This window comes from Candidatus Acetatifactor stercoripullorum (assembly GCF_944382095.1).
In the GTDB taxonomy this organism is placed as follows: domain Bacteria; phylum Bacillota; class Clostridia; order Lachnospirales; family Lachnospiraceae; genus Acetatifactor; species Acetatifactor stercoripullorum.
Genome location: NZ_CALWMU010000035.1, coordinates 21491 through 31020 on the forward strand (window position 1 = coordinate 21491; position 9530 = coordinate 31020).

Annotated in this window: 8 protein-coding genes; 1 reads left to right on the plus strand and 7 read right to left on the minus strand. The window is 45.0% G+C overall.

Annotated features, from left to right (window positions below; genetic code table 11):
- Positions 1-58: 58 nt before the first annotated feature.
- Entirely contained in the window at positions 59-3625 is a 3567-nt protein-coding gene (nifJ, locus tag SHK35_RS10765; RefSeq protein WP_318709746.1) for a pyruvate:ferredoxin (flavodoxin) oxidoreductase, read from the minus strand.
- 129 nt (positions 3626-3754) lie between these two features.
- Between nifJ and SHK35_RS10770 the strand changes: the two genes are divergently transcribed.
- Positions 3755-4456 (plus strand): Crp/Fnr family transcriptional regulator, encoded by a 702-nt coding sequence (locus tag SHK35_RS10770; RefSeq protein WP_318703288.1) that lies wholly within the window; start codon positions 3755-3757, stop codon positions 4454-4456.
- Positions 4457-4458: 2 nt separating this feature from the next.
- On the opposite strand, the gene SHK35_RS10775 is transcribed toward SHK35_RS10770, so the two are convergent.
- The 6 genes from SHK35_RS10775 to SHK35_RS10800 form a co-directional block, all read right to left on the minus strand.
- A complete protein-coding gene (locus SHK35_RS10775; RefSeq protein WP_318709747.1) occupies positions 4459-5877 on the minus strand; it encodes a penicillin-binding transpeptidase domain-containing protein in 1419 nt (472 codons plus the stop codon).
- Between the two features lie 78 nt (positions 5878-5955).
- Positions 5956-6333, minus strand: coding sequence for a DUF3795 domain-containing protein (locus tag SHK35_RS10780; protein WP_318709748.1), 378 nt, complete (start codon positions 6331-6333; stop codon positions 5956-5958).
- A 190-nt stretch (positions 6334-6523) separates the two neighbouring features.
- Positions 6524-7183 (minus strand): hypothetical protein, encoded by a 660-nt coding sequence (locus tag SHK35_RS10785; protein WP_318709749.1) that lies wholly within the window; start codon positions 7181-7183, stop codon positions 6524-6526.
- On the minus strand, positions 7170-7991 hold the full coding sequence (locus SHK35_RS10790; protein ID WP_318709750.1) for an ImmA/IrrE family metallo-endopeptidase: 822 nt from the start codon (positions 7989-7991) through the stop codon (positions 7170-7172). Before SHK35_RS10790 ends, SHK35_RS10785 begins: the two co-directional genes overlap by 14 nt.
- Before the next feature lie 41 nt (positions 7992-8032).
- The gene (locus SHK35_RS10795) at positions 8033-8356 is read right to left on the minus strand and encodes a helix-turn-helix domain-containing protein (RefSeq protein ID WP_318709751.1); all 324 of its coding nucleotides are present in this window, start codon (positions 8354-8356) and stop codon (positions 8033-8035) included.
- 391 nt (positions 8357-8747) lie between these two features.
- Positions 8748-9530: elongation factor Tu (locus SHK35_RS10800; RefSeq protein WP_318709752.1), on the minus strand; the 783-nt coding region annotated here is incomplete at its 5' end.

Below are 9530 nucleotides of genomic sequence, written 5' to 3' on the forward strand. Positions count from 1 at the left end.
TTTGTACTTATTGTTTCTATGTGATGAACCGCTGTATGCGGTTCCAAACACCAAAGTTTTACAAAGCTCCGCCGTACAGGGCCACCAGTCTCTGCAGATAAGCCATTCGCTCTTTCGCCTGGTTCTCCGCCTGGGCAAACAGCTCCTGTGCCCGCTCTGGATTCGAACGCTGCAAGGCGTCGTAGCGCACCTCTCCGGACAGGAAATCCTGGTAATCTTCCGTGGGCAGCTTACTGTCTAAGGTGAATGCGCCAGCCTGTGTTCCCCGATTGCGGGGATCAAACCGGAACAGATGCCAGTATCCGGTCTTTACCGCCTTTTCCTCTTCCGTCTGGGAACAGGACATTCCCACCTTGATTCCGTGGCTGATACAAGGAGCATAAGCAATAATCAGGGAAGGCCCCTCATAGCTTTCCGCCTCCAGAAAGGCCTTGATGCACTGGTTGTAATCAGCTCCCATGGCAATCTGCGCCACATACACGTTTCCGTAGCTCATGGCAATGCCGGCCAGGTCCTTTTTCCGGGTGGGCTTGCCTCCTGCCGCAAACTTTGCAACGGAGCCTGTGGGCGTGGACTTGGAGGACTGGCCGCCGGTGTTGGAATACATTTCTGTGTCAAACACCAAAATGTTGATATCCTGTCCGCTTGCCAGCACATGGTCCAGACCGCCGAAGCCGATATCATAGGCCCAGCCGTCGCCGCCGAAAATCCACTGGGATTTCTTTCCCAGAAAATCCTTTTCCTCCAGAATCTCCAAAATCTCCTTTTGCTGATCCCCGTCAGCCTCTTTCGCCAGACAGGCCTCAAGCTGTATCGTGGCTTGCCCATTTAAGGCTCCATTCTGGAAGGTATCCGTCCACTGCGCAATGGCCTCCCGCAGAGTGTCGCTGATGTTTTGTGTCTCCAACGCTTCCAGCTCTTCCCTCAGCCGCTTTCTGATGCTTTTTTGTGCCAGCAGCATACCATAGCCAAACTCTGCCGCATCCTCAAACAAAGAATTGGACCAGGCCGGACCTCTTCCCTGATCATCCGTGGTATAAGGTGTGGAGGGGGCAGAATTTCCCCATATGGAGGAGCAGCCCGTTGCATTCGCAATATACATCCTGTCCCCAAAGAGCTGTGTAGCAAGCTTTGCGTAGGGCGTCTCCCCACATCCCGCGCAGGCTCCTGAAAACTCCAGAAGGGGCTTTTTAAACTGGCTGCCCTTAACTGTGGAAGCCTTAAATTTCTCTAAAACCTCCGGCTTTGCAGGCAGTGCCTTGCAAAAGTCAAACTGCTTCTGCAGCGCTGTCCTCTCTGCCTTTGGCAGTGTGGAAACCGCCGTCATGGAGAGAGCCTTGGCGCCCATCTTTCCCGGACACACATTAGCGCAGGAGCCGCAGCCCACACAGTCTGCGGGAGACACTGTAACAGCAAAATACATTCCCGGCATCCCCATCATGGGAATAACTTTCATGCCATCCGGCGCGGCATCCGCTTCCTCTTTGGTAAGCACCGCAGGCCGGATAACCGCATGGGGACACACAAAGGCGCAGCGGTTGCACTGAATACAGTTTTCACAATTCCAGGCAGGAATATCCACCGCCGTATTTCGGCGCTCGTGGGCCGATGTGCCGGAGGGGGCGGAACCATCCTGATACTCCAAAAAGGCTGATACCGGAAGCGCATCTCCCTTTTGCGCATTTACCTTCTGCTGAATCTGCTCCACATATTTTACCACCTCTGGCCTGTCCTTCAGGATTTCTGTCTTTTGCTCCTCTTCCACGGCATCCGCCCACCTGTCCGGAACCTCCACCTTTACGATATTTTGGGCTCCCGCATCGATGGCAGCATAATTCATCTGAACCACCTGGTCACCCTTTTTCTGATAGCTTGCCCTGGCGGCGTCCTTCATATACTGCAAGGCGTCTTCCCTGGGAATGATATCTGTCAGCGCAAAAAAGGCGGACTGCAAAATGGTGTTGATTCTTCCCTTTAATCCGATTTTCCTGCACAGCCCCACGCCGTCTATAATATAAAAACGGATATGGTTTCTGGCAATGAACCGCTTTACCGAAGCAGGCAGCCGTTCCTCTAACTGCGCGCTGTCCCAGGTGCAGTTTAACAGGAAAATGCCTCCCTCCTTCAAATCCTGCACCATGTCGTATCTGCGCAGATAGGACTGGTTGTGGCAGGCCACAAAATCTGCCTTTTCTATCAGATAGGTAGACTTGATGGGACTGTCTCCAAACCTTAAATGAGAAACGGTAAGCCCTCCTGATTTCTTGGAGTCATAAGAAAAGTAAGCCTGTACATATTTATCCGTATGATTGCCGATAATCTTAATGGAATTTTTGTTGGCTCCCACTGTTCCGTCACTGCCAAGGCCCCAGAATTTCGCGCTGTAAATATCCTTTGGCGCAGTGTGGATCTGTTCCGTAAGCTCTAAGGACAGGTGCGTCACATCATCCAAAATTCCCACGGTAAACCGCTTCTTTTCCCGGTTGTCAAACACCGCCTTGATCTGGCTTGGGGTGGTATCCTTGCTGCTTAAGCCGTATCTGCCGGAAAAAATCTCAACGCTGTGAAATTTGCTGTCCCGCAGGGCTGCAGCCACATCCAGATAAAGGGGCTCGCCTATGGCGCCAGGCTCCTTGGTGCGGTCCAGCACAGTAATTCTCTTTACGGAATCCGGGATGACTGCAAGCAGATGCTCTGCACTGAAGGGGCGATATAAATGAACCTCCACTACCCCCAGTCTTTCTCCGGAAGCATTCAGATAATCCACTGTCTCCTCGATGGTCTGACACACGCTTCCCATGGCTATGATCACATGCTCCGCATCCTGGACGCCATAATAATTGAATAATCCGTAATGGGTCCCTATTTTCTCATTGATCTGGTTCATATAAGACTCCACAAGACCCGGCAGCGCATCGTAAGCCCCATTGCTGGCCTCTCTTGCTTGAAAAAAGATATCCGGATTCTGGGCGGAGCCCATCTGTCTGGCGTGATTGGGGTTTAAGGCGTTCTTGCGAAATGCCTTTACAGCCTCCAAATCCATCAGCGCCTTCAAGTCCTCATAGTCCCACGCTGCAATCTTTTGTAACTCGTGGGAGGTGCGGAAGCCGTCAAAAAAGTGAAGGAAGGGCAGTCTGCCCTTGACCGCCGCCAGATGCGCCACAGGCGCCAGATCCATTACCTCCTGCACGGAAGCGCTGGCCAGCATGGCCACCCCTGTCTGCCTGCAGGCATATACATCGGAATGATCGCCAAAAATGGACAGCGCATGACTTGCTATGGTTCTTGCCGCAACATGAAACACCCCCGGAAGCCGTTCTCCCGCAATTTTGTATAAATTGGGAATCATGAGCAAAAGTCCCTGAGAGGCTGTGAAGGTAGTGGTCAGGGCTCCCGCCGCCAGCGAGCCGTGGACGGCTCCCGCTGCGCCTGCCTCAGACTGCATCTCCGTCACCCAAACCTCCTGCCCGAAAATATTTTTTCTCCCCTGATTGGCCCATTCATCCGTCACCTCTGCCATGGCAGAGGATGGGGTGATGGGATAAATGGCGGCTACATCACTGTAGGCATAGGCCACATGAGCCGCCGCCTGATTGCCGTCCATTGTCATCTTTTTCCGCACCATACTATCACCTCTTTTGAAATAAGCTCATATCTTAACTGGTTCTTGCTATTTTAATAGGATTATACTATAATGAAACAAATAATTCTGTTGTAATTACAACTTTTATATGTATTTTAGGAAAAACAATCTATGGAAGCTTACCTTACCTTTTTGAAAAACACCAATATGTTTCTGGGAATCAGCGAAGAAGAAATCAGTACAATGCTCAAATGCCTCTCCACCAAAAAGCTGCATTTCCAAAAGGGGGAATACATCATCCGCAACGGGGAGGACAACCACTTTGTAGGCATGGTGCTCTCAGGACATGTGCTGATAGAAAAAGAAGATTACTGGGGAAATAATTCTATTTTTGAGGAAATCGCCCCGGGGATGATTTTTGCGGAAAGCTACGCCTGTATTTCCCTCCTTCCCCCGGAGCTCAACGTTTTAGCCGGCACCGATGCCGACGTTATGTTTTTTGACTTCCGCAGAATCTTTACGGTATGCTCCTGTGCCTGCGTTTATCATACAAAGCTGATTCACAACCTCTTAAATGCCATTGCAAGAAAAAATATCAGCCTCACCCAAAAGATAGAACACCTGAGCAACCGCACCATCAGAGGGCGGCTTTTGTCCTATCTGTCCGCAGAATCCTTAAAGGCAGGAAGCGCCGCCTTTACCATTCCCTTTAACCGCCAGCAGCTTGCCAATTATCTGGCTGTAGACCGGAGCGCGCTCTGCAGCGAGATCAGCAAGCTGCAAAAAGAGGGCATTCTCTCCTGCAGCAAAAATAAATTCCGCTTTTTGCAGCGGCCTGCGGGAGAGGAACATTTACTGGAGCACCTGGAATAAACTCATTGCTCCGGTTCACGATCCATTGCCGCCAGAAGCTCCAGGTTCTTCCTCTCATAATCGTTAAATACCGCGTCGTCAAATTCCTCACCTGCCACAGCAGGCCGGTACCATGCGCACCCCATAAAATAAGAGTACAAATCCTCATCTTTAAAAATGTATCCATGCCTTGCATAGATTTCATTTTTCGCAAGATGAATTATGATCTTTGGATCATTTTGAAAATCCTCTTCCCTGTAGTATTTCATATCCGTAAAATACAAGGGCTCTATGACATTGGAAATATCAGTGACACCTCTTATATTTTCCCAATAATTAGTAACCTCCCCATAATATTTGCTGGCCTGGTAGTAAGAAATGCCTTCCGTGATTCTCTCCTCTATCTCTTCCTGAGAGAGACCGGCATAAAACTTTTCATAAAACTGATCCATCATTTCTTCGTAGGTCAAATTTTGTGTATCCGCTTCATTTTCTGAGCCTAAATAATCAGAAACTATTTGTATGGCTATCTCCTTGGCTTTTGCACTGGACACATTTTGATCCTCTGTTTCTCCTAAGTACACACAAAAGTATATTCTTTTGTCTTTAGCCTCTGCAAACCCTGTAAACCAGGAGTCAATAACAACGCCATTCGCTTTCCCCATTCCTGTTTTTCCATAAATTGAAATACCCGCCTCATTTTCCTCTGGCACCAGCATGACCTGTTTTAGTTGGTTTATGGTTTCTTCCGAATACTCCGACGTATCCCCGAAAATTCGTTCCATAACCTCCACCTGCTCCCTGGGTGAAATCAGCAGTGACGACTCAATCCAAAAGCCTGTTAAGGCCGGATTGCTGTTGTTGGTGTTCAGCCGTCCCTCCCAGTCGGAAATGTCACAATTACCATATTGAAGCTTGTCCAGCTCCTCCTGCATCAAATCTTTTCCAATTTCATCTATCACCTCTCGAAAATACCAGACGCAGGAAGTGCGGAAGGCCTGGGAAAAGTCGATGTCCTGATTCCATTCCTCATTCCAGAATATTTCCCCACTCCATGTACGTGTAGAATCATCCGGCCGTATGATTTCATTTTCCAGAGCAATCAAAGAAGAAATGATCTTAAAGGTAGAGCATGGAGAACGCTGTGTCAGCGCTAATTCCTGATGATAGATCTGATAGCCGTTCTCATCTGCATCATAAACAACAGCTGCGCCATTCATTCCATTAAAAAAATCAGACCAATCCACTTCTGTTATAATCGGCTCTGCTGTTTTTTCTTCCGTTGTTATTTCTTCCATTTCGGTCTTTTCTGCGGATGTCTGCATTTCCACCGTCTGCTCATCTGTCAGACTATCCTGTTCTTTCGCACATCCTGTAAAAGTCAAAAGTAAAAGCAGGAAGGCATAGCTGCAGATTCTATATGATATCTCTGATTTTCTCATAGATTTTCCTCTCTCCTCATGATTCTCCATGCGGCAAATTTCCCCATTGCGAAATCTCTTCATGCTGCCGTACTCTGCCTATTTTCTAAGATTATTTACCTTATCAAAAAAGGCTTTTTCCAGCTTATCGTATTCTTCATCTGAGCAAACTTCTTTGCACTTTTTCTGACACGCTTCCGAACGTTTTAACATATCATCTATTTTTTCACAGGGAAAGTCTGCGCACTGATTGCATTTCTCCACATTATGTTCCTTCGTGCATTCTACCAAGTGATATGTACACTCTTTATGGGAAGAACATCCCGTACAAGCAATTTCCTCATTTGATACGATTCTATCTCTCCAGCCTGCTCTATACCATAGCTCGGCCACCTTACTTAATTCCTCTTCACTATGCGCATTGTATCTGGGACATTCTATGCAATTATCTCCACACAAGGTAATTTTTTCTTCCATGCAATGCCTCCCTTGACCTTCACTAAAAAGGCTCCTCTATTATCTTTTCAATTTTATCATATCTATGGATGCTTTACTATCCAAATCCAGCAAATTCTATTGAACTGATATCAAGACAAAAAAGGGACTATCTATTTCCCGACAGCCCCTTTTTTTACATAAACATTCTATTTATTCCTAATATCATCCTTTACATGGGATGGTTCTCGCGCCATACTGCTTTTATGCTTGAAACAACATTTCGTTCTCGCATGGCTTTTAAAATCGATTCTATCTCTTTAACTGTTATTGATGATTCTTGCTTTTTGGCAATCTCCTCTATAAGCTGAACCCCATTAAGTATTTGCAACGAATATTGTCCTAATCGCATTCGTCGTTTAGCTATGTCGCGCAACATCTCAATATCCGAATCTTCCGTTAACAAAATGGGCATTTGCAAATAGGATGCCATCAAAATCATATGAACATCCCCCATACTACTACCCTGTTTATGCGTATTATATATTGTCTGCCCTTTTTGTAGACACAATTTTTCTACTTGTTTTGGACTATTCATTGCTTCCAAAGTCAGTCTCATCTCTTCATACAGTACATCATAATAAGCTTCATATGTCTGCTTATCTACCGCATCTTTTTGAAATTCATTATACCCTATTACCTTTATGTACCCATCCTCAACTAAGCGGACAAAGTATGAATGCAAAGATAATTCGTGTTCATAAATATATGGATGCACAACCGGGATGTACTCTAACTCAGCCAATACCTTTTTAATATTGTCTATTGCCTTACCTTCTGAAGATAATTTCTGAAGAAAACAGGTATCTACAATAACCTCAGTTTTCCCCATGTTTTGCTCCTTCTATAGAAATTTCCACAATATCTTCTGTTCCATTTATATCATCAATATCAAAGTCTTTTTTAATCTTATTGATAGCATAAATGCTCAATTCTCCACTTTTTTCAGCTGTTTCCAGCAAATTTCTTAAACCGGGAATTGTTTTCTTTGCGGTCACTCTATCCAACATTGTATTCTGATCTTTTGAAAATGCATTAACCAAAGGCAATATAGCTTCTTCATTCTTCAAAAGAGCTTCACCCAACTCTTGCGTAATTATCTTTGTTTCTACAACTCTCCTTCTTACAGACTCATACGGAACCATATAATCATTCATCTGTAATACCATGACACGAATCAAATCAACAAGCCTTAGCTTGTTAGTATCAAGCCCTAATTTCTCCATATGTGCCAAAAAAGTTTTCCGAAATTCTTTTGTTGGCATTAATAATTCCGCTGCAAACCTATTAATTATTCTTTCTTCTGTTTTACTCTCTAATGTACCTTGTTCTCCCGCCAGTTCCCATACTTGAGTAGCAACACCCCATACATGTCCCAGTTCATGAGCAGCCGCAAAAACCTGTTCAGCAATAGTCTTTGCTGTATTAATATATACAAAATCTTCCAACTTATCTTTAACAAAACGCTTTGTATGAAAACCACAGTTAATTTCATTCTCTATCGGATAATATACTACCGTACAATGTTTTTCCAAAATTCCAAATATATCATCCCTGATTATCATATTATTCAAAACGTAATCTGTTCTTACTTTCTCTATTACTGTTGGAATTTGCTCAACTAACTTTTCCCAATCCATTTTCCACCTCAAAAAAGCTGTACTTTCGTACAGCTTTCCTTTTATACAACTTCTCTCAGTTCCACATACTCATCCATCAAATCCAAAATTATATCTAAATTATCCGGATTACTAAATTCCTTCATATACTGCAAATCTGGAACCAAACTATCGGATTCACGATTAATCAATTCACTCTTTGTTGTTTTAAAAAGACTTGCAATCTTATCTAATTCAACTGGAGGAATTATAACCTTTCCTTCGATAACATTCCACACATCTTTAATTGAATACCCTAAATGCTTAGCAAAGCTATCAAGACTAATGTTAGCTTCCAGCATACACGTTCTGATGTTAACGCCAAGCTTTCTTCCTACGTTAGCCATTTTACATCCTCCTTTATTATCCTCATCACATAACATCTGCACGAAAATAATGTACAACATTTAAATTATAGCACTTGGACATTGGCGCGTCAATTACTTTTAACACATCTGTGCTCATTTTTTGACACCCATGTCATCCTACCATTTATATCGTTCATCTGCAATTATATTATAACACATTTTAGAACTTTCATGTATTTTTATTTTTTCTCATTTATCATTATATTCATGTCTAGCAATATTTTCACTTTTTTACTCTTTCTTGGCACCGTTTTGGCACCGCTAAACATATTTTTCACTATTCTTTCCATCTATTTCAGTACATAAAAAGGGCTTCCCGATTTCTCGGAAAGCCCCATAAAATCTAGCTTTTTATAGACACTATCAAAGATTACTCAATAATAGTAGCAACACGGCCTGAACCTACGGTTCTACCACCCTCACGGATAGCGAAGGTAAGACCCTGCTCCATAGCGATGGGATGAATCAGCTCGATGGTCATCTCAACGTTGTCGCCAGGCATGCACATCTCGGTACCTTCAGGAAGGTTGCAGACACCTGTAACGTCGGTTGTTCTGAAGTAGAACTGAGGACGATAGTTGTTGAAGAAAGGAGTGTGACGTCCACCCTCGTCCTTGGTCAGAACGTAAACCTGTGCGGTAAACTTGGTGTGGCAGGTAACAGTGCCGGGCTTTGCAAGAACCTGTCCTCTTTCGATTTCGGTTCTCTGAATACCACGAAGCAGCGCACCGATGTTATCACCAGCCTGTGCCTCATCCAGCATCTTACGGAACATCTCGATACCGGTAACAACAGTCTTCTTCTTCTCCTCCTTGATACCAACGATTTCAACTTCGTCATTCAGGTGAAGAACGCCACGCTCAACACGGCCGGTAGCAACGGTACCACGACCGGTAATGGTGAATACGTCCTCTACAGGCATCAGGAAAGGCTTGTCTGTGTCACGCTGAGGATCAGGAATATACTCGTCAACAGTGTTCATCAGCTCAAGAATCTTGTCTCCCCACTCGCTGGAAGGATCTTCCAGAGCCTTCAGAGCAGAACCCTTAACGATAGGGCAGTCATTGAAGCCGTACTCCTCAAGCTGCTCGGTAACTTCCATCTCAACCAGCTCGATCAGCTCGGGATCGTCTACCATATCACACTTGTTCAG

Excerpts from the sequence above, each read along its gene's own strand:
- nifJ (WP_318709746.1), bottom strand. The coding sequence starts at position 3,625 with ATGGTGCGGAAAAAGATGACAATGGACGGCAATCAGGCGGCGGCTCAT.
- SHK35_RS10770 (WP_318703288.1), top strand. The coding sequence starts at position 3,755 with ATGGAAGCTTACCTTACCTTTTTGAAAAACACCAATATGTTTCTGGGA.
- SHK35_RS10775 (WP_318709747.1), bottom strand. The coding sequence starts at position 5,877 with ATGAGAAAATCAGAGATATCATATAGAATCTGCAGCTATGCCTTCCTG.
- SHK35_RS10780 (WP_318709748.1), bottom strand. The coding sequence starts at position 6,333 with ATGGAAGAAAAAATTACCTTGTGTGGAGATAATTGCATAGAATGTCCC.
- SHK35_RS10785 (WP_318709749.1), bottom strand. The coding sequence starts at position 7,183 with ATGGGGAAAACTGAGGTTATTGTAGATACCTGTTTTCTTCAGAAATTA.
- SHK35_RS10790 (WP_318709750.1), bottom strand. The coding sequence starts at position 7,991 with ATGGATTGGGAAAAGTTAGTTGAGCAAATTCCAACAGTAATAGAGAAA.
- SHK35_RS10795 (WP_318709751.1), bottom strand. The coding sequence starts at position 8,356 with ATGGCTAACGTAGGAAGAAAGCTTGGCGTTAACATCAGAACGTGTATG.